We start from the raw sequence: 21,036 nt of genomic DNA on the forward strand, positions 1-21,036 counted from the left end.
TTCAAGTAACACGGCGCTTTCACGCCGAACAAGCTATCACTTACTCACTGCGCGGTTAAACAAGTAGTAAGATTTCACTCTTAGCAACATGTCTTGCAAACTAAAGCGGTTTCCCCCACCCAGTTTTGCCAACACTATGGCTGCCGCTGCTAAAGCGAACTCTCGTTTAACTCCATTTAAGTTCTTAATCAGTGACTTATCGATAGAGAACTTCTGAAGCATAAACCAAATCATCACTAATACGCAGGCTACAGCTCCCATTTTTAGAGTTTTACCATGAGCAAAAATAAAAATTAGACCCAAAACCATTAAAACTAGCTGATGAGTAGCAAAACTAGGGATTTTTGCATAGCCTGAGAAAAAGCCTGCGACGATAAAGGTCATACCTAAAGAAAAGCGTAACAACAGACCTAGCGTTTGCCAGTCTTGAGAGTTTTTGCTGGCTACCCCACGTTTACTGCGCAGCCGTTCATCAATGCTCAGCGCACCGCCGCCTAGGTTAAACAACACAAACATCATACCCGACAGGGTAATGTCTCTAATCTGCACAAATATCGCCGGTGAAGTATAAGTACTCACGCCTACCGATGCCCCTGGTACGGTATCAACAGGCAGTGATACCACAAAAGTCCATAGTAAAAACCCGTAGAATAAACTTAAAGGCCTAACCAAAAAACCTGCAGCCAAAGCCACACCCGACAATAGCTCAAAAACCGATAAAGTAGTTAAAAATGCCCAAGGGCTAAGTAATCCTGCAGAAAACAGATAGTCTTGAAATAACTCATTAATATAACCGGTAGTCCCCATGTAGTTGGCAACCATTGCCGCTTCGGTGCTGGAGTCTAATAACAAGCTTAGTTTCGATGTACCACCAATAATAAACACCAACCCAAGGCCTATACGCAACCATAATGCTACGTTGTCTAATTGTTTTTGTTCCATCTTATTCTCTATTCCATTAATGACTTTACTTAGCAGTAACGAATCAACGCCACGTTTGATTGCAGCTTTTGAGATTTTTTTTATTTATCATTAAGAATAGAGGTAGCTTTAAACTAAATAGACAGGACGGAATAGCCACTACCACATTACAACTCGGGAATTCGTCTACAGTTTTCTAAAAAATGCAACTACTAAAATGGCACCATAAAGCATCGCTTCTTTTTTAGACAACATTAAAAAGTCATATAAAACAATAAGATATTTACAAACAGCGGTTTCATACACACTTTAATCCACAGAATGTGTGGATAAAAAAATAAAAAGATAATAGTTATACACAGAAGAAGGCAATTATTGAGCTCTACATAACTATTTATTCACATTATCCCCACTTACTCTTCATCTGTAGGTACTTTGTGAATTAAGGCCTGAATTTGATGGGCCACCCCAACGGCTTCTTCTACGTCTAGCAATACAGCAATTCCCTGGCCTTCTTCTTGGTCAAACTCTGCCACCGCACTAATGGTATTTAAGATCGGTTTGGCAAGGTGGCTTTCCACAACAAACAGCAACACGTCTCGCTGTGCCTCTAAATTCAATCCAAAGAAGGTTTTTTTGCGATGTACCCCTTCACCCCGCGCGTTGTTTATTACCGTTGCACCGGTAGCACCAGCAGCACGTGCGGAATCGAGCACCAAAGTAGTTTTTTGATCATCAACAAAGGCAAGAATCAATTTAAATTTCATCGTCATCTCCTGACAAACTAGAACTTGCTAAGAAACTAGTAACTTGCGCATAGGCAAGCACCGAAATGATGGGGAATAAGCTGGCAAACGCAATTAAACCAAAGCCGTCAAGCAAGGGGCTACGCCCAGGCACCGACTCAGCTAAACCTAAACCCAGTGCGGTCACTAAAGGCACAGTAACCGTAGATGTGGTCACGCCTCCACTGTCGTATGCCAAGGGTACAATCGCTTTAGGAGCAAACAGGGTCTGTATCACCACCAAAATATAACCTGCAATAATGTAGTAATGCAGCGGGTCGCCTACCACAATTCGATAACTGCCTAAGGCCAAGCCTAAAGCCACACCTATGGCTACAGAGATCCGCAAACCACCTATTGATACAGCTCCGCCCGACACGCCATTAGCTTTAATGGCTACCGCTAACAGAGAAGGTTCGGCAATCGTAGTGCTAAAGCCAATAGCTGCAGAAAACAGGTAAATCCAAGCGTAAGCCGCCCAGTGTTCCGACACCACATAAACCGCAGACTCATCTAAGCCCAAAAATTCTGCGCTGGTGAGTTGTTTTGCCATAGACTCGCCCAGTGGAAATAGTGCCTGCTCTAAGCCCAACAAAAATAACACCATGCCCAACACAACAAATAGCGTGCCCAGTAACAGCTGCTTTGGCTGGCTAATCGGCCGTTTAATCACCAAATACTGAAAGACCAATATGGTCACAACAATGGGGAAAATGTCCCCCAAAGTGCCAAACAGCGTCTCTAAAAAATTTAGGCTTGCGCTAATCAATAGACTATCCCGTAGAGCATCACAAACATCATGGGGGTTAACGAGGCTAAAGCAATTAAACCAAAGCCATCAAGCAAGGGGTTACGGCCTTTAATGGCCGAAGCTAAACCAACTCCAAGGGCGGTGACTAAAGGTACGGTGATAGTAGAGGTTGTCACTCCGCCAGAGTCGTAGGCAATACCAATGATTTCTTGAGGGGCAAACATGGTAAGCAACACAATCAATAGATAACCGCCAATGATAATTAGATACAGCGGCCAACCTTTTATGATGCGAATAACGCCAATCACAATTGCTAGGCCAACGGCAAAGGCTACACTTAAACGCAGCCCAGCAGCATACTCCTGCATACTGGTTTCGGTATTTTCAATATGCTTGGCTTGTGCGGCTACCTCTGCGGCCTCTTTTGCTACAGCTACTAAGGCCGGTTCGGCGATGGTAGTGCCAAAGCCCAAACAAAAAGCAAAGCTAAGCAGGGCTACCAAACTACCTTTATTGGCAAAGGCATGGGCAAGGTTTTCGCCTATAGGAAACAGCCCTAGCTCTAAGCCCATCACAAAAAAGCTTAAACCAACAACAACCATCACAGCACCACTTAAGATGCTTAAAACATTAGGTAAGCTGCTGTCTAGCACTCCCCATTGGAAAAACAAAACAACCACAACAATCGGCGAGATATCGCGAAGGCTTTTAAGCAGAGAGGAAAATAGGTGAGAAAAACGAAACCCCATATACGCTCCTTGTATTAAACCTTTGAATTAAACCTTTGAATTAAAGGCTTAATACAAGCTTAGCAGAGCGTTAGCTAAGGCAGAGTAGAGAGGGCCAGTAAAGCGCCAATTTGTGATATTTGTAGCTAAGGCTTATTTTGGAAGATAAGCACTTTTAAGCCATCATCTGGGCTTTTTTCCATTACCGCATCAGGCCTTGCTAGCGTTTCAATAAGCTTTAATTGGGGAGCTTCTGTGGCAATGGCATCGAGCAAAAAGTTACGCCTTAACCACGGCGCGTTTAAACACAACATGGCTATGCCGTTTTCTGTGAGCAAACTAGGCAGCTGACGAATAATCCGCGGGTAATCTTTTTCAACCAAGAAACTGCCCTTTTGCATTGATGGCGGATCAGCAATCACCAATTCATAAGGGCCATGTTTGCGCAACTTACCCCAAGATTTAAACAAATCGTGGCCAAAGAAACGGGCTTTTTTGTCATCCAGCTGGTTTAGCCGCAAGTTGTCGCGGCCAACACTTAACGCTGCTTTACTCATATCGATATTAACAACCGAATTAGCGCCACCAGCAATCGCCGCTACGGCAAAGCCACAGGTATAAGAGAACAAGTTAAGTACTTGTTTGCCTTCGGCTTGCTGCTTTACCCATTCTCGTCCTTTGGCCATATCTAAAAAGATCCCAAAGTTTTGATGAGTGCCAACTTCAACCTTGTAGCGTAAACCTTGTTCACTCACTTCACTCGGCGTTTGCTCACAACCCCATAAGTGGCTTACTGGGGCCATGGCTTGGTCACGCTGTTGCAAAAATACGCCCTCAACCAAAGGCTCGGCAGTTAATTGTTCCACTAACCGACTCACCAACTCTTCACTGAGAGGCGCATAAGCCACAATCAGCATGATTGGTGGCAGCCATTCAATATTGAAGGATTCAGCACCTTCTAGGCAGTGGCCTCGACCATGCACAACACGTAATGCATTATCACTTAGCTGCGGAAGTTTAAGCTTCATCTACCGGTTCACTCTCTTTCTTTAAATCGTCTGGGTGGCTAAGGATACGCGAGAACCAGTGGCCACTGTTACTAGATTCCAAGCCAATTTTGATAATCATGGTCAAGGGCACCGATAACAACATGCCAACACTGCCAAACAACCAGCCCCAGAATATTAACGACAGCACCACCACCAGCGAAGACAAACCTAAACCTTTGCCCATAATACGTGGTTCAACTATGTTGCCCATCACCAAATTTACGCCCACATATAAACCCGCCACAGCCAAAGCTTGGCTAGGCCCTAATTGCAATAAGGCTAATAATACCGGTGGAATGGCGGCAATAAGCGAACCCACATTAGGAATATAGTTAAGCAAGAAGGCCAAAATACCCCACAAAATCGCATAGTCTAGATCCAGCAAGGTCAGCACAATGGTGATAGGAATTGCGGTAAATAAGCTGATCAACGTTTTAACTGCAATGTAGCTGTTAACCGCTTTTAAAAACTTATTCACCTGAGACATACGCACACCAGGATTATGAATCGCATCGTGCATTCGTTGAGGCATGGTATCGGCTTCTAGCAACATGAAAATCGTCACTAGCAAAATAATGAAGATGTTAGCTGCTGCCCCGCTTAAGCCAGTTAAAGTATTAGCAAATAGCCCCAGAATAATGCCTGGGTCGAAGTAATCAGTCACAATGCTCATCGACAGGTCGATATCAAAGCGCGCAGCAAATGCGCTTAAACCGGCCAACTGCACCAGCAACTGCTCTCGATAAACCGGAATAGAGGCTCTAAAGTCACTAATCGAGCTACCTACAACGCCTGCTAACAGCATGATTAAAAATACAATTAGCAACAGCACCATCATTACTGACAATACCCGTGGAATTTTTAATCGGGTTAAAAAGTTAACAATGGGACTGGCAATAATGGCGATAAACATCGACATCAAAAATGGAATTAATACCGGTGTTGCAGCTTTAAGCCCTGCCAGTAAAACCACTAAGGCAGCGGCTGTGACTAAGCCATGGCGCATCGAGGTGGGTTGATTCACCACTCACTCCTAGAAATAACTGATTATGCTCAGCAGTTTAGCTTGCATAAGCGCTGGCGAAAAGGCTAAATAAAATCCAATAGCAAACGGGAGTAACCAGATGTTTTACTTATGTAGCCTTGGGAGCAACATTCAGCCACTCGAGCACCTTCCTGCTGCGCTATGCCAACTTAGTGAACGCTTGCATACACTCACCATTAGCTCGTTTATCGAAACCACACCTTTTGATATTAAAACTGAACATAAATTTGTGAATGCCTTAGGCTGGTTTGAATCGAGGCAAAGCCCCAGCCAACTTAAACAGTTTTTTAATCAACTTGAAGCTAGGCACGGTCGCAATCGCAACGATCCACTATCTAGCGCTAAAGATAGAAGCTTAGACATAGATTTAATTGGGCCGGTAGAACAGCCAGCCGCCCTCGCCTATTTAGCAATAGACCCTTTTTTGCACACGCTACAACAGCAACTATTTACCACCGCAGCAAAAACGCTTCCTCAAGCGCTAGATATAAACCTGCAACTAAGCCCACAGCAGTGCCTACCACTGGGTAAGCGACCTACCACCATCCACTTTAATCGAGCATCCGGTTAGGAACTCATTGTTAATCAGCAACTCAATGGTTTGCCAAACCGGCGCTATACCGCCTTCTTTAGCTAAGGGGGTTTGCGCCAGTACCCGCTCTCGATGCTGTTGATCATGCTCATCCAAAAATAACATCGGCCCTGGCTCTATGCCGTTAACTCTCACCTCTGGTGCCCAATGGCTAGCATAAGCTTTTAGCATATTAGCTAAGCCCGCTTTAGAAGCGCAGTAAGAGCGAAACTTAGCATGTGGTTGCTGAGCATAAATATCGGTCATCATTACTACGCAACCTTTGGCCCTGCATAATGCACTATGCATAGTCTCGTTAATTAGCTTTGGGGCTAACATGTGCACTGCATACATTGCATCAAAGAACTCAGCTTGCTCGGCAGGGCTGTGATTTGGCTCATCGCTAACAAATAACGAAGCGTTATGTATGAGTACGTCCAAGCTGTCGCAAAGCTGTGGTAGCTGCTCCACAAAGCCTAATAGCTGAGTGCGTTGACTAAAATCGGCTTGTACTAATGTGACCCCTAAGCCTCTTAGTTCGTCTAGCTCTGCGCGCTCACTTCGATATTGACCAATAACCCGATAACCTAAGCCAACAAACTGATGCGCAAGAAAAAAACCTAAACGTCGACCAACCCCGGTAATCAAAACAGTCTTCATCTTGCTTTCCATCCTATAAATCTCTGCTATTGTTAACTAAATCAAAGAGTAACATGGCTAGCCCTGACAAGGACTGCTCAACATTATGAAAATACTACTTACCGGTGGAACTGGCTTCATCGGCAGCCGCTTAGTAAAACATTTACAATTTAGTCATGAACTGACGATATTGTCACGCAACCCTATTCGCGCCTATCAAAAGCTAGGGCATAACTTACTGGCCATTCCTTCTCTTAAAGATCTCAATAACCTTAACGAATACGATGCCGTTATTAACCTAGCAGGCGAACCCATCGCCAACAAACGTTGGACCGAGCAACAAAAGAAGCGTATTTGCGATAGCCGCTGGGCACTCACCGAGCGCCTAGTAGAGCTATTTGAACAAAGTGAGCAAGCACCAGAAACCTTTATTAGTGGCAGTGCCATTGGCTATTACGGCGAGCAAGGCCAACAAGCCTTAGACGAAACCAGCATCATAGAAGACGACTCCTTCCCCCATCAAGTATGCAAAACCTGGGAGCAAATCGCATTAAAAGCGGCTAACGAGCATACCCGCGTATGTGTTTTGCGCACTGGCGTGGTAATTGGCATAGAAGGTGGAGCATTGGCAAAAATGTTGCCAGCCTTTCGTTTAGGTTTAGGCGGCCCAGTGGCCGATGGCCAACAGCAAATGTCGTGGATCCACATTAGTGACATGGTAGACGCCATAATATTTCTGCTCAACAATCAGCAATGCCATGGCGCTTACAACTTAACCTCTCCTAACCCAGTCACTAACCAACAATTTAGCCAAGCGCTAAGTAAGCAACTTAAACGCCCATGCTTATTTCGGGCACCAGCTTGGGTGTTAAATACCGCAATGGGCGAAATGGCCAGCTTAATTACTGGCGGGCAAAAGGTACTGCCGAAACGGCTAAGCGGAGAAGGCTTTAACTTTCGCTACAAAGAGCTAGACCATGCCTTCAAAGAAATACTGCTGCGCCGCTAACAACGTCTAGGGCTCAATCACTACCGAGCGCAACGGCCTTTTCTGCTTTTCATCAAACATTTGTTGGCGCTTTGCATCAAGGAACTGCTGCAACTCGGCTTCAGGCTCACAACGTAAAGTGCCGCCAAATAAACCCGCGGCGATAGTCGCAGCCCGCTTAGCCGAATTGCTGCAATCCACCTTAACTTCTAGGCTTTGCTTAAACTGCTGCTCTGCGCTCAAGCTGGATTTGTGCTTTTTGGGATTAGCTAAAGCCGGAGCGTTTTTTTGTTGCTCAAAGCGCTTAGCCCGCTTTGTGGCAAGTTTATCCAGTTGCTGCTGTTGGTAACCCTCTAGATATGACGCTGCTGAGCGCGGTTGTTGCGGGGGAGCAGTTCGTGAAACTGGCGCTTGAACAACACTTTTACTTTTGAAAGCTTGGGTGACTATATCGGACTGTTTAGTTGGTTTTAAGTTTGCAGTGGGGCTTTCTGCTGGCTCTGCACTGCTAGGCTTGTTAACTGGTAGCTGATTGCCAGAGTTGCTTTGCAGGTTACTTGGTTTATCGGTGAGTTTACTCGTGTGCCGTTTGGGCTCCGCCAACAGGTTGGCATCTTTAGGGGCTTCAAGTGTTTGGACCTGCTTAGAGTCTTGCTGCGTAGTCAATGCCAGACTTGGTACTTTATACAAACTGGCTTGAATAATCGGGCGAGAGGCTCTGGCAGGCTTACTCTCGCGAAATTGATACAATTGATTCACCAATACATATAACAGCCCCACATGCGCCAAGGTAGAAACCACCAGCGCCGAATTCCAAAAGCTGTTGCCACGCTTTGCCATCCCTGAAAGCCTATTACCCACAAAAACCAATAGACTGATGGCAACGCGCTTAGTTCAGCAGAGTTTGTGTTGATTCTGTCAGCAGCAAATTGCCCTAGGCTTTATAAGTTGTTTTCACCGATAGAGTAGGCCACGGTTTGGCTAATAGCTGCTAAAGGTAAGCTGCTTTGTAACTGCCAACTATTAAACACCTCTTGCACTGCTTTTAGCCCTTTAATACTGGTAGGCGCTTTATTAATCACCCCTCGGTTAACCAAGTAAGCCACCACATCATTCGACAACATAAAGGTATCTTTACCCATGCGACGTAAGGTATAAGAGGCGGAATTACCGCCAAGGCGCGCACCTTGTTTCTTAAGCAATAACCATAAACCTACAATGTCATCACAAGGCCACTGCGCAACAAACTTGGCAAAGCTGCCATGCTCGCTGGCAAGGTCTAAAATCATCTGGGCGTTATGTGGCACGGTGATGATTTTTTGGCGATTACGAATAATGCTGGCATCGTTACATAAACGTTCAATATGGCTGTCGTCCAGCATCAGCATTTTTTCTGGGTCAAAGTCGAAAAAGGCCCGCTCAAAATCTGGCCACTTATTTTCAACCACTCGCCACACAAAGCCAGACTGAAATATGGTTTTAGTCATGGCCGACAACCAGCGGTCATCACTAATGCCAGCTAAATGTTCACTACTTAAAGGGGTAGTCAATAAATGTTGTAACGCAGCATCGCCACCTTTACGCTCCGCGGCTCGTTGCCAAATAGAAGAAAAGTCTTCAACCACAATCAATCCTTATTTGTTAAATCAGAGATGCCTAAGTGAGAATTATTCTATACCGCTTAGCACTATTGACTAAAGCCTGTTGTTTAGCATTTTTAAACAACAACTGATTCGACCACACTGACAAAAATATTTAACATTAGAAATCTGTAACATAAAAGCGTTATAGTTTTCATAAACCTAAATGAAGATAGCGAAATATGCCCAGCAAACTTAAACATGATTTTGAGTTTGAGCCAGACTACGGATACTCCTTAAAGCAACTTAAAGCGCTATGCCCTGATGATCGACCCAGAGGTTTTAAAAGCTTTTGGCAAAACAAATATCAGCATGCCCTGCAAATTAGACCCGACGTCGCGATTCAAGATTGCCACCAAGACACTCCCAACTGGCGCATTTTCAAGTGCTATTACAACTCTACTAAGCAAATGCGCTGCGGCGGCTGGCTGCTACTTCCCCACTCGGGCGTAGTAAAACAAGCTATCATTAGTGCCCATGGTTATGGTGGAATCGAACAAGTAGACTGCCCAGTATCGCTTAAAAATACAGCAGTGTTAATGCCCTGCTCACGGGGCATTGGCTTAAGTGCCAAAGCGCCTATTTCAGACAACCCTATGTGGCACGTACTGCACAACATTCAAGATAAAGACCGCTACATTATTGGCGGTTGTGTTCAAGACTTATGGTGCGGAGTTAGCGCCCTGTTACGTCTATTCCCACAAGTTGCCAATAAAATAGGCTTAATGGGCAGCAGCTTTGGTGGCGGACTAGGCATATTTGCTAGCGCCTTTGACCCACGCATTCAGCGTGCTCACTTTCATGTTCCCACTTTTGGTAACGTAGCACTGCGTTTAAAGATGGCTACCCACGGCAGTGGCAAAGCATTACAAGACTTTTACCAACAGCAACCCAAACTCGCATTAAGTACATTACGCTATTTTGACTCAGCCACCGCAGCCACTTACTTAAGGTGTCCTAGCCATTGGGCCTTGGCCTTATTTGACCCTTTTGTCGCGCCACCTGGGCAGTTTTCGGCATATAACAACGCTCCTCAGCCTAAACAACTTACAGTGCTAAAAGCAGGCCATTTCGACTACCCAGAACAACAACAGCAGCGCCAGCAGGTAAATCAACAATTGGCTACATTTTTTGCTGAGCTCACTAAGCATGAATAGAGAATATCATCGTTGGTGGAGCCCTAATTTACATCGCGATATGGAGCTGTTGGTTTTTGGTCACGCAGGGGCTAAAGTGCTGGTGTTTCCTACTCGCGGCGGGCGATTTTATGAATACGAGAACCTAGGACTCGTTAACTCAATCGCTCACAAAATAAATGCCGGACAGCTGCAATTGTATTGTGTAGATAGCATCGATATAGAAAGCATGTATTGTTTTTGGGCCCACCCTGCTGGGCGTATCCAGCGCCACCAGCAATACGAAGACTACATCCTACGCGAAGTGCTGCCCTTAATGGCGCAGAAAAATGACCACCCTTGCACCATCTCTCACGGATGCTCCTTAGGTGCTTATCACGCCGCTAACATTGTATTTCGCCACCCTCACCTATTTAGCAAGTTGGCGGCTTTTTCTGGCCGTTTCGACCTTACTTGGCAGGTTGAATCTTTCAGTGATTTATTCGAAGGCTTTTACAACGACAACGTCTATTTTCACACACCCACCCACTACCTAGTAAACCTAAACTGCCCTCAACGTTTAGCCGAGCTAGCCAATACCGATTTACTGTTCATTATTGGTAATCAAGATCCCTTCCTGCAAAACAACCACACCCTAAGCCATATTCTTAATCACAAAGGCTTAAATCATCGAATGATTGAATGGCAAGGCCGCGCCCACCGCGGACGTTACTGGCGAGAAATGGTGCCGTTGCATTTGTAGAGAAGGTACAGCAGTTAAACATAATCCTGTAAAACTTCACAAATAGGCTTCACTTTCCGAGTAAATGGCTTTTGAGTATAAGCTCTAATCAACGAATTAGCATTTGCTTTAAACTCAATTTATTCATGATGCTTTATTCATTCTTAACGCTTCACGAAAAGTAAAAACTACTGAGTAGTTATATTTCAAAGCATGAATAAAAAGGGGTTTTAATTAAAAATAATGCCTTTTTTTTAGCCGGCCTACCGAAGACTCTCTATTCTTATACAGCCAATATATATATCCTGCCCACAAAGCGAAATTTGATATAATCACCCACAAACGAGAAGTAGCCTGATTATAGCTTCTATTAGCATATTTATAGTAATGTTTTCCAGAAACCACTACATCCCAAACTTCTACATCATAAAAAACTCCCCACATTTCTGTGGAGTGGGTTCTTATCTCAGCACTTTTTCCAACCAAGGAAAGTACCTCTTTATAACCTTTAAAGCACGGTAAACTAAGGTAGTTTGACGTGTCTGAGTCTAGCTTCACCCCAAAACTACAACTGCTCTTCTTTCCAATTGAATTTGATTTACGAGTAGATAAAACCTTACCTTGATGAAGCTCGAGTTGATTAAAGCTAGGAATTGGAAGGTTGCTCCTTTGATAGTGATATAAACTAAATAAAAAAAGCAAAAAACCTGGTAGCAGTTGACTCATCAACTTCATTACACATCCTTGTATATGGCCAGCGAAAGGCCATAAATAATAGATATATATTTAAAACTATCAAGCAATTAATTTTTTTATCACTTAAGGATGCAAAGATGTAACATTTACTTTCAAACAACTAAACTAGGAATGTAAGAATAGTATCCTAGCATAGCTAAACTTCGCCCCCCCTTACCTACTCTAACAAACACTCCAGCAACCTTGCTTCTAAACCATCATCTAGCTGATCTGCGATCACTTCTATGCGGCTTTCTAGGCAGTCATCTAGCTCAGCTTCGCTTAGACCATCGCTGGTGTAGTTGTAGCCAAATACGCCGCTGCTAGTGATAAATACGGCTTTAATGCGCTCTACTTTTAAGCTTAATAGCAGCAAACACAGCTTCTCGCGGTCGAATACTTTATTAGGTGAAAAACGCCATCCTATACTGTTAAACCCTTCGCCTTGGTTGCTGGCTTTTAAGTAACCACTCTCTGGAATAACTTGCTCGGAAGCTAGAGGTTTATCGTGCCCATGATGATGATGTTCATCAGGTGCATAGCTACCCGCCGTAACGCCTTGCAGGCAGCTAATGTCCATCTGGCCGTTTTTGCTAAACAGAACTTGCGCACCTTTGCGCCCGTGTTGAGCAACATATTCACGTAGCTGTTGCTGCTCATCTGTTTGATAAAGGTCTAACTTATTGCCTATCACTGTATCGGCTATTGCGATTTGTTGGTTGAAAGTTTCGTGGTTAGTGTAACGGGCATCACTAAGGTTTCTGGCATCCACTAAGGTTATGGTTTTGTTTAGTGCTAACACTTGTTGGTAATACTTGGATGAGAGCACTTGTAACACTTCTTTGGGATGACCTAATCCGGTAGGTTCGATGAGTAGCCTGTCTGGGGTTGATTCACTTAACAATTGATTTAATGCGATTTGCATTGGCAAGCCCGCAGCGCAGCACATGCAGCCTCCTGGTACTTCACGAATATACACTTGTTGCTGCTGATGTTGGCCTTGTAGTAAGGCGCCATCTATACCAATTTCGCCAAACTCATTTACGAGTACCGCCCAGCGTTCGTTTTCTGGTTTATTGCGCATTAGCTGCAAAATAGCTGAGGTTTTACCTACACCTAAAAAGCCAGTGATGATATTAGTTGGTACGGCGCTAATGGGTTGGCGCTTACTGCTCATGGTTTGTGTTCCAATTAATTAAAAAAGGTAAGCATTGCTGCAAAAACTAAGTATTGGTTATAGCATTACTTAACTGAGGAAAGAACGTTGATTACTAGACTAACTCAACCAAGCCTTTAAGTTTAAGACTTGGTTTAATGATGGGGCTAAACAAGTAATACAGGTTAAAAAAGCTGAAAGCCTTAATGCTCTGGGCAATCGCAATTGTTGTGATCATGCTGGTGACACAAACGATAGTTCATCCAGTGGCCAACAGCTACCAACGTTGCGCCTAACAAGGTAAGCGATTTTTCGCCAATTTCCCCAATACTGTCTTCACCAAGGGCGACTGCCAAAATCAATAGAGCCAAACCTGCAACACCCCAAAGCAACACTTTGGTTCGTTTGTGTTGTTTACACCCCATGGTGAGTGCATAAGCGCTAATGGGTATAACCGCCACTACCATCCAAAGGTGAAAAGCCTCGTTGTGTAAAGGTAGCGCAACCATGCTGGGCACTAAGACAACCAACAGAGGTAACGCCAAACAATGAATGGCGCACGCAAATGATAAACCAATGGCGAACTTATCGCCGATTGCTTGAGTGACTTTCATTAACTTTCCTTGTTTTAAATGTTGATTAAATTAAGCCGCTTGCTGAATACAGTCTTCGCACAGGCAGTTCATTTCCAATTGCTGACTAACTAAGGTAAAACCAGCCTGCTCGGCATTGTGTTTTAACTCGTTAATAGTTGAAGCAGCGATGCTGATTTCTTTTACTTTGCTGCACTTACCGCATATCAAAAATTGCGGTACCCCATGGCTATGGCTGCAGCAAATATGCGCACAAGCGACATATTTATTGGCCAAGCTAAGTTTGTGCACAAGGTGCTCGGTTTCTAGAAAATCAAGGATGCGATACACCGACATGGCAGGAATGCTTTGGTCGAATAGTTGCTTACAATAATCGGTGAGTTCATAAGCAGAGAGCGCTTTGTTTGACTGCACCAAGCCAGATAACACCTGTTTGCGTTTTGTAGTTAAGCGAACACCTCTTTGCTTGCAGTGTTGCTCGGCATGTTGAATAACGCTATCAATTTGCATCATAAGTTTGCTCACATTTTGTTTTACTTGGTTTAAAAATAACCCGCGACAAAATGTTACGTTATATCATAACTGTAATTCAAGGCTTATTTTGATTTTATGTTCGAGGTAAATTGCAATGGCCTAATTAATAGTAAAACCAGATTGACCAACAAACCTTTAGGCGCTTTATAAGTAGGAGTAAGAAAGAGGCTATGTGTTGCATCACTTATAGCCTTTTTAGAAATATATTCAGAGCAATAACAAAAGACATTAACGCCGAATAATGATTGAAGCTTCTAACTGAAAGCTACGCCCAAGCTCTTGTTCAATGCGCGCTTTAAGCCCATCTAATTGTTGGTCGTTTAGTGAATGCTCACTAACCAACTGCAAATGTAAAGTGAGCGGCTTGGTGCTTTGTGCGCGAACTGTTCGCAGTAATACCTGGTTAAAGGTTTTACCTTGCAGGCGCTGCACTATTTTCGCCTCTTCTGATAGGCGGTTAAAGCTAAATACCAGTGGAATGCTCACAAGGGTCACTGCGACTAATGCGATGCCGAGTCCCTTTTTGGCGCGAGTGAACGGAGCAAAACCTAAGGCCAAAAAAGTTAAAGCGGCCGAAAATACAATGCCGGCTAAGTTAGTTAAAAACAGCAAAAAGGCGCCAGATGCCACGCCAATATTAAGCCAGCCTAAGCCTATGCCAGTTACTGCTAAAGGCGGCACCAACGCCACCGCAATAGCAACGCCTGCCAAGCTTTTGGCTGCATCAATCCGCGCATGGGCATAAGCACCGGCAATGCCGGAGATAATCGCCACCCCTAAATCAAGTAAATTGGGGCTTAGGCGCGCCGAGATTTCTGGTGTAATCACTTCCATTGGGATAATAAAGCTGGCGCTTGCAGCAAAGCCCAGGGCTACACACAAGCCAGTAAACAAAGTACCTAAGCTGGCGGTCATTAAGCTGGGATCTTGGCGAGTAAGCGCCATAGAAAGTGAGATAATCGGTGCCATTAACGGCGCTAAAATCATCGCACCAATTATCACCGGTGCCGAGCTGGCATAAAGGCCAATAGTAGCTAATAAAGTAGACAAAACCATTAGGGTTAAAAAGGCTGGCGAGGTAGTGGCGTTGTCACGTAACAGCTGGTAGAGATCTTTAAATTCTTCTTTGGCGGCATGGGCAATCCAAGGCAATGGCTTGGCTGCTAAGGCATTTATCGCCTCGCCCTCCGGCAAGTTGGCAATTTTGCGGCTCTCTTTTACTGCAGTGGCGCTGTCTTGGCAGAGCATGTCTGCAGAGGGTAAAATACTCAAGGCGCGGTGTTCGCAGTCAATGGTTAAGCTATTGGCTTTTGAGGGGATGCTATCGTGCCAGTACTCCAGTTCACTCTCACCGCTAACCTGTATCGATTTAGATTTAATTAAGCTAAGAAAGCGCGGCTTTTTAACCACTCTGCCAAACATAGCAAGCACTAAAAAGCGGAACATTTCCATAATGCTACGGGGGGCTAGCAGCATGCTTTCTAACATGCCATCGTTACAGTGGGTATCGGTAAGTATTCGTTTAGATAACATCGAGCCTTGGGCATGTTCAATAATTACTAGCCCCACCAACGAGGTTTCTAAACAGGTGTCACTACCGGTGGTTAAACTGAGTTTTTGCGGTTTAATATCGCTAATTTTTCGAATGTTTTGCCAAGTCTGGGCAATGCGCTGTCGCCACGAGGCATTGTGCCCGCCAGGTCGCAGGTTAAAGCTATTCCCTACCACTAAGTGATTTAACACCACTTGCTGGTTACAACGCAGCACATCTATTTTTGTGGCTTCGGCTTGCTGAAACTCCGCCAATGCTTTCTCTGGAGAGTTAGCCAAACTAAAAGCCCGGCGGGCATGGTTTGCTTTAGGGTGAGGCAATACTGCAACCACCCATTGTTGCTCCACAGCTAGCCCAATGGCAGTAGTTAAGCTTTCATCACTGAGATAACAATAAACCAGGCTTTCAGCTTTAAATTCGGGCGGTTGGTTCGCATCCCACATTTTTGGCAATATTACATCGTCGAACAGCGGAACGAGTTTTTGACTTACCATGTCGCTAGCATCGGGCTCAAATAACAAAAAACTATCGGCCATTCCTGTTTCCATACAAGAGTTTAGATCTTACCTCAGCATGGGGGCTGTCGCTTAAAACTGCAAGTAACAGCGCTACCAATTAGTACCCATTTTTTAGCGCTCTGCTCATTTAGCACTGCCTAAATATTCTACATTTAGCCTTGATAACCATAGATTTTCTTTGTGGCCTAAAATTTTTTTATCATTAATAACAAATAAAACAGTTAAACAAGCAGCACGACTAAAGCCTTAATTTGCGGGCATTTAGACGTCCATGCGGCTAACTAAACTTGAAAGCATCGTTTATTTTGTAAACAAGATGCAAAAAACCGCCGCTATTTTTTTCTAGTGTATTCTGCTATAACTTCCCTGAAACACTAAGGGTTCACGCTGTTTTGCAAGGATAGAGCAGAATATGAACTCAATAAAAATAACGAATTAAAAACACAACAAGGACCATTATGAAACGTGTCATTCAATCTGCGATTGCCGCAGTTACACTGTTATCAAGTGCTGCTTTTGCTCAGCAAACATTGTTACAAGAAATCACCGAATCTGGCGAGCTACGCGCTTGTTTTGATGCGGGCTACATGCCATTTGAAATGAAGGCCAAAAACGGCCAGTTCATTGGTTTTGATATTGATTTAGGTAAGCAAATGGCGCGTGCAATGGGCGTTAAATACGTACCAGTAAACACCGCTTGGGACGGCATTATTCCTACCCTACTTACTGGTAAGTGTCACCTAATTATGGGCGGCATGACCATTACGCCACAACGTAACATGCAAGTTAACTTTGCAGACCCATACGTAGTCATTGGCCAATCAATCCTACTTAGCCCTAAATTAGAAGGCAAAGTAACCAGCTACCGTGACCTAAACAGCGACCAATACACTGTGGTAACTAAATTAGGTACTACTGGTGAAGGTGCAATTAAGCGCTACATTCCTAAAGCTAAAGTAAACCTATTTGAAACCCAATCTGAAGCGGTACTAGAAGTGACTAACGGCAAAGCCGATGCCTTCATTTACGACTTACCGTTTAACGCGATTTATGCGGCAGAAAACCAAGGTCAACTAACTCACCTAGATCAACCGTTCACTTTTGAACCACTAGGTTGGGCTGTTCGCCAAGGCGATCCTGATTTCTTAAACTTCTTGAACGGTTACTTGCGTCAAATTAAAGGTGATGGCACCTACGACCGCATTTACGACAAGTGGTTTAAAGACGACGCTTGGTTAAAACAAGTTCAATAGTAAGACTTAAGTGGCTGCCCTTAGCAGCCACTTTTCTTTACTAAGCGCGCCCTAGGCGTGCTTAGTAAAGTAAAACCAAATATTAATAAAAGAGCTTCAGATGCAAACTCAAGCAAGCAAAATTCTGTGGAATGGTGTTTTTGTTGCCATTTTACTTAGCCTATGCGGACTCATTTATCTGTCGGGCGAAAAAATTGACTATAACTGGAACTGGCAACGTGTTGTTCCTTACATCGTAAATAACGAAGCAGCTAGCATTACTGCGCCGCAAGACGGCAGTATTGAAAGTAATGCAGCAGGCCAACTGCAACTAGTGTCTGATGGTGGCGAGGTATTAGTAAATCTCGCTGAGTTTGAAAACATCTCAGTATACGAAGGTGACCTAGTATTTGAAGGCGACCAACTAGCCTCCTCTGAAGAGTGGCGAATTGGCCCGCTCACCGAAGGCTTAATTGTTACGATTAAAATTTCATTGTGGTCATTGGTATTTGCCATTTTGCTTGGCTTAGTGATTGGTTTAATGCGTATCGCCGACAACCCAGCGCTACGTAAGCTGTCTATCACCTATATTGAAATTATTCGCGGCACACCACTGCTGGTACAAATCTTCATTGTGTACTTCTTCATTGGCACCGTATTCGACTTAGAACGCTTTACTGCAGGTGTGATTGCTTTATCGGTGTTTACTGCTGCCTACGTAGCGGAGATCATCCGCTCAGGTATTCAATCTATTCCTAAAGGCCAAATGGAAGCCGCCCGCTCTTTGGGTATGAACTACCCACAAGCCATGGTGAACGTGATTTTGCCGCAGGCCTTTAAGCGAACCTTGCCACCAATGGCGGGCCAGTTTATTAACCTGATTAAAGATTCTTCATTGGTATCGGTGATATCCATTACTGACTTAACCAAAGCCGGTCGTGAGGTGGTTAGCGGTAGCTTTGCACCTTTTGAAGTATGGTTTACTGTAGCCCTACTTTACTTGGTACTTACCAGCAGCCTGTCTTGGGCTATTCAACGCTTAGAAAAGAGGTTAGCTGCCAGTGACTAAAGATTACCAAGGCAACGACATGATTGTTGCAAAGAACATAAACAAAATTTACCCCAATGGCTGCCACGCATTAAAAGACGTATCGGCAACAGTAAACCGTGGCGAAGTAGTAGTGATTGTGGGGCCTTCTGGCTCGGGTAAGTCAACGTTTTTGCGTACCTTAAACCAGCTAGAAACCGTAAGCAGCGGCACCATTCATATTGATGGTACCGATATGTACGCTAAAGGCACCAACATTAATAGCCTGCGTGAAGAAGTAGGTATGGTGTTCCAAAATTTCAACTTGTTCCCACACAAAACAGCCTTAGGCAATGTAATGCTGGCACCACTAAAAGTGGCCAAACGCCCCAAACAACAAGCCGAAGATGAAGCTAAAGCCTTGCTACTTAAAGTAGGTTTAGCAGATAGAATGGGCAACTACCCTTCTCACCTATCTGGCGGTCAGCAGCAGCGCGTGGCGATTGCACGAGCACTGGCGATGCAACCCAACATTATGTTGTTTGACGAGCCCACCTCGGCGCTTGACCCAGAAATGGTAGGCGAAGTTTTAGATGTAATGAAAGGCCTCGCTGCCGACGGCATGACTATGGTGGTAGTTACCCACGAAATGGGTTTTGCCCGTGAAGTGGCAGACCGAGTATTGTTTATGGAAGATGGCGAGCTCTTAGTAGAAGCTACGCCAGAAGCGTTTTTCGACAAGCCTAGCCACCCAAGGCTGCAGCAGTTTTTGTCGATGGTTCTTTAACGTGAACTTGAATTACACGACAGAAAAGGGAGCTTAAGCTCCCTTTTTGTTTGCAGGCGTTACACCAACATCTTCAACCAAATTGCTGCCAAAACGCCCGCACAATTTCTTTATCAGCTCGCTCACGTAACTTGATTAAATAAATGGGTACTTGGCTACTATAAGCAAATTGCTCCACTTTTAAGCTTACCAATAAGCCCTGCTCTAGCTCTTGCTGCACAATGTGCTCGGGCATTCTTGCCCAACCTAAGCCTGCTAACAGCAATTCCTTTTTCAGATGATAGTCATTTACATACCAGCGTTGGCCACCAGCAATCACATTAATATTGTCTGAGCGAGCCTCGGAGCCAGAATCAGCCAATAAAATATGTGGTTTGTTACGCAACATGCTTTGTTTAAGCACTTGCTCGTGCTGCTCAAACAAATGTGGCGCCGCTGCCGTTATCATGTGAACTTTGCCTACTTCTACAAAATCAAAGCGCCCATCTAAGCCTATGTTGGGTGCCAAGGCTAGATCAGATTGTTGCTTTAACAGAGCTTCTAAAATGCCCGATAAATGGCCAGAGTCTAAGTTAAGTTGCAACTTACTGTAGTGTTTTGAAAAAGCCTCTATTTTGCTTACCAGCGGTGGCAAATAGCACATAGGGCTTAAGGTGAGAGCAAGCTGCGGATCGGCGCCTTGCGCAAGCTCATGGCCTAACAGCTCTAACTCATTAGCTTGTTTAAGCAAACTTTTGGCTTTAACTAAAAAGCGTTCCCCTTCTGCGGTAAGTGTGGGGCGATAACTAGAGCGATTAAACAGAGTAATAGAAAAGTGCTGCTCTAAGCTTTTAACCGAAGCGCTCAAGGTAGGTTGAGTTTTATTTAAATGCTGCGCTGCTGCCCGAAAACTTCCCAGTTGGGCAACACTCACAAAGGCGCGTAGCTGCTCATGATTCATACTCACTCTCGATATAGATACCCTTACAAACAGCTTAATCTATATAGATAATTACAATCAAGATTATCCAAATAAGTGATTATTTATCTTTCATAGTATTTGCTATTCTGCGCAGCACATTCACAAGCTCAATGGCTTACATTGAAAGAGGTAAAGTGGATAGCACAATCATCATCTTGCACCTGGTCGCTTTATTAACCGGAATTTCTAAATTCTCTATTGGTGGAATGGGCGCACTTATCTTGCCCCTGTTACTCATTGCCTATCCTGATGGGCAAGCGCTAGCGATACTCATCCCAATGTTTTTACTCACCGATATTCTCACCATGGCGGTATATCGCCACAAAATTGCATGGCGAATTCTACTGCGTTTGTTGGTATTTATGGTGTTGGGCTGTGGGCTTGGTGCACTGCTGCTCTCTTATTTGGATCCTGGCGAATTTACCCTAGCCATTGGCTCTATCATTCTTGGTATGCTGGTTTTAAGTATCTACTTGGAACGCAGCAACTCGCAATGCATGAAAACACCTGCGGTAGCTGCTGGCAGCGGCGTATTTGCCGGCTTTATTAGCATGACCGCCAATTCTGCTGGCCCAATAATAAGTTTATACATGATGCAGCAACAACTAGGTAAAACCAGTTATGTAAGCACCCGTGCCTGGGTAGCAGGCTTAGTTAACGTAGCCAAGGTTCCTATGCTAATCAGTATTGGCTTGCTCAACATAGAAACAGCAAAAACCAGTTTAAGTGCTCTGCCTAGTCTGCTAGTTGGTTGCGCCTTGGGTTTTCTTATACTCAAAAAGATAAACTTAAAACAAATGACCTGGGCTATTAGAGTGCTTATTTTGTTTGCCGCGATAAAGCTGCTATTCAACTAAGCTAAACACGGCTAGATTCGGCCCCAATAACTCTACAACACAGCTTGTCTTCCGCTTCAAATTAGATAACAAAAAATTATCAAATTAATAATTTTTAATAATTTCATAAA

23 protein-coding genes are annotated in these 21,036 nt (G+C 44.2%); 8 read left to right on the forward strand and 15 right to left on the reverse strand.

Annotated features, from left to right (window positions below):
- Window positions 1–36 precede the first annotated feature (36 nt).
- From OAG1_RS14920 to OAG1_RS14945, 6 genes are all read right to left on the reverse strand, one after another.
- Window positions 37–942, reverse strand: coding sequence for a DoxX family protein (locus OAG1_RS14920; protein WP_338621844.1), 906 nt, complete (start codon window positions 940–942; stop codon window positions 37–39).
- A gap of 392 nt (window positions 943–1,334) precedes the next feature.
- Window positions 1,335–1,688 (reverse strand): P-II family nitrogen regulator, encoded by a 354-nt coding sequence (locus tag OAG1_RS14925; RefSeq protein ID WP_016403688.1) that lies wholly within the window; start codon window positions 1,686–1,688, stop codon window positions 1,335–1,337.
- Complete coding sequence (locus OAG1_RS14930; RefSeq protein WP_152779585.1) at window positions 1,678–2,475, reverse strand: DUF1538 domain-containing protein; 798 nt, start codon at window positions 2,473–2,475, stop codon at window positions 1,678–1,680. The genes OAG1_RS14925 and OAG1_RS14930 overlap by 11 nt, the downstream gene beginning before the upstream one ends.
- The gene (locus tag OAG1_RS14935) at window positions 2,472–3,206 is read right to left on the reverse strand and encodes a DUF1538 domain-containing protein (RefSeq protein ID WP_338621845.1); all 735 of its coding nucleotides are present in this window, start codon (window positions 3,204–3,206) and stop codon (window positions 2,472–2,474) included. The genes OAG1_RS14930 and OAG1_RS14935 overlap by 4 nt, the downstream gene beginning before the upstream one ends.
- Before the next feature lie 125 nt (window positions 3,207–3,331).
- The gene (locus OAG1_RS14940; RefSeq protein WP_338621846.1) at window positions 3,332–4,213 is read right to left on the reverse strand and encodes a class I SAM-dependent methyltransferase; all 882 of its coding nucleotides are present in this window, start codon (window positions 4,211–4,213) and stop codon (window positions 3,332–3,334) included.
- Window positions 4,203–5,258 carry an AI-2E family transporter gene (locus tag OAG1_RS14945; protein WP_338621847.1) on the reverse strand — a complete coding sequence of 352 codons (1,056 nt, stop codon included), beginning with the start codon at window positions 5,256–5,258 and terminating at the stop codon, window positions 4,203–4,205. Before OAG1_RS14945 ends, OAG1_RS14940 begins: the two co-directional genes overlap by 11 nt.
- 100 nt (window positions 5,259–5,358) lie before the next feature.
- Here OAG1_RS14945 and OAG1_RS14950 point away from each other — a divergent pair, with 100 nt between their 5' ends.
- Complete coding sequence (locus OAG1_RS14950; protein ID WP_338621848.1) at window positions 5,359–5,850, forward strand: 2-amino-4-hydroxy-6-hydroxymethyldihydropteridine diphosphokinase; 492 nt, start codon at window positions 5,359–5,361, stop codon at window positions 5,848–5,850.
- Here the strand turns inward: OAG1_RS14950 and OAG1_RS14955 are convergent.
- Window positions 5,797–6,510 (reverse strand): SDR family NAD(P)-dependent oxidoreductase, encoded by a 714-nt coding sequence (locus tag OAG1_RS14955; protein WP_338621849.1) that lies wholly within the window; start codon window positions 6,508–6,510, stop codon window positions 5,797–5,799. The genes OAG1_RS14950 and OAG1_RS14955 overlap by 54 nt on opposite strands.
- An 85-nt stretch (window positions 6,511–6,595) precedes the next feature.
- Here OAG1_RS14955 and OAG1_RS14960 point away from each other — a divergent pair, with 85 nt between their 5' ends.
- Complete coding sequence (locus tag OAG1_RS14960) at window positions 6,596–7,498, forward strand: TIGR01777 family oxidoreductase (protein WP_016403918.1); 903 nt, start codon at window positions 6,596–6,598, stop codon at window positions 7,496–7,498.
- 6 nt (window positions 7,499–7,504) lie between these two features.
- Here the strand turns inward: OAG1_RS14960 and OAG1_RS14965 are convergent, their stop codons facing one another.
- Together OAG1_RS14965 and OAG1_RS14970 are read right to left on the reverse strand one after the other, a co-directional pair.
- Window positions 7,505–8,317, reverse strand: coding sequence for a hypothetical protein (locus OAG1_RS14965; protein WP_338621850.1), 813 nt, complete (start codon window positions 8,315–8,317; stop codon window positions 7,505–7,507).
- Window positions 8,318–8,418: 101 nt separating this feature from the next.
- Window positions 8,419–9,102: a DNA-3-methyladenine glycosylase I gene (locus tag OAG1_RS14970; RefSeq protein WP_016403920.1), complete on the reverse strand. Its 684-nt coding sequence runs from the start codon at window positions 9,100–9,102 to the stop codon at window positions 8,419–8,421.
- Window positions 9,103–9,299: 197 nt separating this feature from the next.
- Here OAG1_RS14970 and OAG1_RS14975 point away from each other — a divergent pair, with 197 nt between their 5' ends.
- Together OAG1_RS14975 and OAG1_RS14980 are read left to right on the forward strand one after the other, a co-directional pair.
- Complete coding sequence (locus tag OAG1_RS14975) at window positions 9,300–10,274, forward strand: acetylxylan esterase (RefSeq protein WP_338621851.1); 975 nt, start codon at window positions 9,300–9,302, stop codon at window positions 10,272–10,274.
- Window positions 10,267–10,995 carry an alpha/beta hydrolase-fold protein gene (locus tag OAG1_RS14980; RefSeq protein ID WP_338621852.1) on the forward strand — a complete coding sequence of 243 codons (729 nt, stop codon included), beginning with the start codon at window positions 10,267–10,269 and terminating at the stop codon, window positions 10,993–10,995. The genes OAG1_RS14975 and OAG1_RS14980 overlap by 8 nt, the downstream gene beginning before the upstream one ends.
- A gap of 213 nt (window positions 10,996–11,208) precedes the next feature.
- On the opposite strand, the gene OAG1_RS14985 is transcribed toward OAG1_RS14980, so the two are convergent.
- The 5 genes from OAG1_RS14985 to OAG1_RS15005 form a co-directional block, all read right to left on the reverse strand.
- The gene (locus OAG1_RS14985) at window positions 11,209–11,709 is read right to left on the reverse strand and encodes a hypothetical protein (RefSeq protein ID WP_338621853.1); all 501 of its coding nucleotides are present in this window, start codon (window positions 11,707–11,709) and stop codon (window positions 11,209–11,211) included.
- A gap of 178 nt (window positions 11,710–11,887) precedes the next feature.
- On the reverse strand, window positions 11,888–12,886 hold the full coding sequence (locus OAG1_RS14990; RefSeq protein ID WP_338621854.1) for a GTP-binding protein: 999 nt from the start codon (window positions 12,884–12,886) through the stop codon (window positions 11,888–11,890).
- Between the two features lie 182 nt (window positions 12,887–13,068).
- Entirely contained in the window at window positions 13,069–13,479 is a 411-nt protein-coding gene (locus OAG1_RS14995; protein WP_338621855.1) for a MerC domain-containing protein, read from the reverse strand.
- A gap of 30 nt (window positions 13,480–13,509) precedes the next feature.
- Window positions 13,510–13,983 (reverse strand): Fur family transcriptional regulator, encoded by a 474-nt coding sequence (locus tag OAG1_RS15000; protein WP_338621856.1) that lies wholly within the window; start codon window positions 13,981–13,983, stop codon window positions 13,510–13,512.
- A 237-nt stretch (window positions 13,984–14,220) separates the two neighbouring features.
- On the reverse strand, window positions 14,221–16,080 hold the full coding sequence (locus tag OAG1_RS15005) for a TIGR00341 family protein (RefSeq protein ID WP_338621857.1): 1,860 nt from the start codon (window positions 16,078–16,080) through the stop codon (window positions 14,221–14,223).
- A 440-nt stretch (window positions 16,081–16,520) separates the two neighbouring features.
- On the opposite strand from OAG1_RS15005, the gene OAG1_RS15010 reads away from it, so the two are divergent.
- From OAG1_RS15010 to OAG1_RS15020, 3 genes are all read left to right on the forward strand, one after another.
- Window positions 16,521–17,315 (forward strand): transporter substrate-binding domain-containing protein, encoded by a 795-nt coding sequence (locus OAG1_RS15010; RefSeq protein WP_016403930.1) that lies wholly within the window; start codon window positions 16,521–16,523, stop codon window positions 17,313–17,315.
- A 100-nt stretch (window positions 17,316–17,415) separates the two neighbouring features.
- On the forward strand, window positions 17,416–18,363 hold the full coding sequence (locus OAG1_RS15015) for an amino acid ABC transporter permease (protein ID WP_152779609.1): 948 nt from the start codon (window positions 17,416–17,418) through the stop codon (window positions 18,361–18,363).
- A 19-nt stretch (window positions 18,364–18,382) separates the two neighbouring features.
- A complete protein-coding gene (locus OAG1_RS15020) occupies window positions 18,383–19,108 on the forward strand; it encodes an amino acid ABC transporter ATP-binding protein (protein ID WP_040307693.1) in 726 nt (241 codons plus the stop codon).
- 73 nt (window positions 19,109–19,181) lie between these two features.
- Here the strand turns inward: OAG1_RS15020 and OAG1_RS15025 are convergent, their stop codons facing one another.
- On the reverse strand, window positions 19,182–20,048 hold the full coding sequence (locus tag OAG1_RS15025) for a LysR family transcriptional regulator (RefSeq protein WP_338621858.1): 867 nt from the start codon (window positions 20,046–20,048) through the stop codon (window positions 19,182–19,184).
- A 155-nt stretch (window positions 20,049–20,203) separates the two neighbouring features.
- Between OAG1_RS15025 and OAG1_RS15030 the strand changes: the two genes are divergently transcribed.
- The gene (locus OAG1_RS15030) at window positions 20,204–20,926 is read left to right on the forward strand and encodes a sulfite exporter TauE/SafE family protein (RefSeq protein ID WP_249483604.1); all 723 of its coding nucleotides are present in this window, start codon (window positions 20,204–20,206) and stop codon (window positions 20,924–20,926) included.
- Window positions 20,927–21,036 lie beyond the last annotated feature (110 nt).

The organism is Agarivorans sp. OAG1 (assembly GCF_037076485.1).
Lineage (GTDB): Bacteria > Pseudomonadota > Gammaproteobacteria > Enterobacterales > Celerinatantimonadaceae > Agarivorans > Agarivorans albus.

Bases quoted from the DNA above. Each gene is read 5' to 3' on its own strand.
- OAG1_RS14920 (WP_338621844.1), bottom strand. From the start codon at position 942: ATGGAACAAAAACAATTAGACAACGTAGCATTATGGTTGCGTATAGGC.
- OAG1_RS14925 (WP_016403688.1), bottom strand. From the start codon at position 1,688: ATGAAATTTAAATTGATTCTTGCCTTTGTTGATGATCAAAAAACTACT.
- OAG1_RS14935 (WP_338621845.1), bottom strand. From the start codon at position 3,206: ATGGGGTTTCGTTTTTCTCACCTATTTTCCTCTCTGCTTAAAAGCCTT.
- OAG1_RS14940 (WP_338621846.1), bottom strand. From the start codon at position 4,213: ATGAAGCTTAAACTTCCGCAGCTAAGTGATAATGCATTACGTGTTGTG.
- OAG1_RS14950 (WP_338621848.1), top strand. From the start codon at position 5,359: ATGTTTTACTTATGTAGCCTTGGGAGCAACATTCAGCCACTCGAGCAC.
- OAG1_RS14955 (WP_338621849.1), bottom strand. From the start codon at position 6,510: ATGAAGACTGTTTTGATTACCGGGGTTGGTCGACGTTTAGGTTTTTTT.
- OAG1_RS14960 (WP_016403918.1), top strand. From the start codon at position 6,596: ATGAAAATACTACTTACCGGTGGAACTGGCTTCATCGGCAGCCGCTTA.
- OAG1_RS14965 (WP_338621850.1), bottom strand. From the start codon at position 8,317: ATGGCAAAGCGTGGCAACAGCTTTTGGAATTCGGCGCTGGTGGTTTCT.
- OAG1_RS14975 (WP_338621851.1), top strand. From the start codon at position 9,300: ATGCCCAGCAAACTTAAACATGATTTTGAGTTTGAGCCAGACTACGGA.
- OAG1_RS14980 (WP_338621852.1), top strand. From the start codon at position 10,267: ATGAATAGAGAATATCATCGTTGGTGGAGCCCTAATTTACATCGCGAT.
- OAG1_RS14985 (WP_338621853.1), bottom strand. From the start codon at position 11,709: ATGAAGTTGATGAGTCAACTGCTACCAGGTTTTTTGCTTTTTTTATTT.
- OAG1_RS14990 (WP_338621854.1), bottom strand. From the start codon at position 12,886: ATGAGCAGTAAGCGCCAACCCATTAGCGCCGTACCAACTAATATCATC.
- OAG1_RS14995 (WP_338621855.1), bottom strand. From the start codon at position 13,479: ATGAAAGTCACTCAAGCAATCGGCGATAAGTTCGCCATTGGTTTATCA.
- OAG1_RS15005 (WP_338621857.1), bottom strand. From the start codon at position 16,080: ATGGCCGATAGTTTTTTGTTATTTGAGCCCGATGCTAGCGACATGGTA.
- OAG1_RS15010 (WP_016403930.1), top strand. From the start codon at position 16,521: ATGAAACGTGTCATTCAATCTGCGATTGCCGCAGTTACACTGTTATCA.
- OAG1_RS15015 (WP_152779609.1), top strand. From the start codon at position 17,416: ATGCAAACTCAAGCAAGCAAAATTCTGTGGAATGGTGTTTTTGTTGCC.
- OAG1_RS15020 (WP_040307693.1), top strand. From the start codon at position 18,383: ATGATTGTTGCAAAGAACATAAACAAAATTTACCCCAATGGCTGCCAC.
- OAG1_RS15025 (WP_338621858.1), bottom strand. From the start codon at position 20,048: ATGAATCATGAGCAGCTACGCGCCTTTGTGAGTGTTGCCCAACTGGGA.